The 743-nt window shown below is 37.8% G+C and carries 1 protein-coding gene; it reads left to right on the top strand.

Going from position 1 to position 743, the window contains the following annotated elements; all coding sequences use genetic code 11:
* Positions 1-318: 318 nt before the first annotated feature.
* Positions 319-743, top strand: a 425-nt coding sequence (locus tag ACYVTD_RS14835; RefSeq protein ID WP_461248486.1) for an Rpn family recombination-promoting nuclease/putative transposase, incomplete at its 3' end; no start/stop codon positions are given.

The raw sequence follows: 743 nt of genomic DNA, 5'->3' as shown, positions 1-743 counted from the left end.
CTTTGAAGGCTCCTCTGACATTGATATAAGAATAGGAAACAACTACGTTACAATTAAAATGGTTCCACCGAGGCAGTCAGGCGACGAGAAAACCTGTGTGGTAATTTTTTTGCCACAAAGAGCGAAAAAAACGGGAACGTAAGTCCCCGCTTTTTTTATTGGTTGTGGTGAGGGATTAATTCGCTTCCTGTTGAAGCCGTTCTTTAATTTCATCTATCGTCAAATCTTGATTTAGCAACTCAAGGAAATACTGACGCCCTTCTTCACGACCTTGAGACAGTCCTATTCCAATGCCTTCTTCTCGACAAACGCCTTGTCGTGCTTATTGAACACCAGTCTACTATAAATGAGAACATACCTTACCGCCTGCTCGAATACACATCAAAAATATATCAGAAAATACTCGATAAAGAAAAAAAGTACCTAAAGAACATTGTAAAAATTCCAAAACCCGAATTTATCGTCTTGTACAACGGAACGGACGATTATCCCGATTATACGGAATTAAAGTTATCCGACGCTTTCATGGACATTGAAGGGTTAAAATCGACCATTGATAAAATACCATTGGAATTAATCGCTCCTGTATACAACATAAACCACGGACATAATACGGAAATTTTAAGAAAATGCGAAAGTCTGAACGGCTACAGTTTTTTTATAAACAAAATCAGGGAGTATCAGGCGAAAGGATTAACGCTTGAAGAATCTATAGACCCTGTGATAGAATATTGTATAAAGAA

Source organism: Treponema sp. R6D11 (assembly GCF_054786075.1).
Note: the sequence above shows the minus strand (reverse complement) of the source record. Positions and strands in the feature narration are given on the sequence as shown.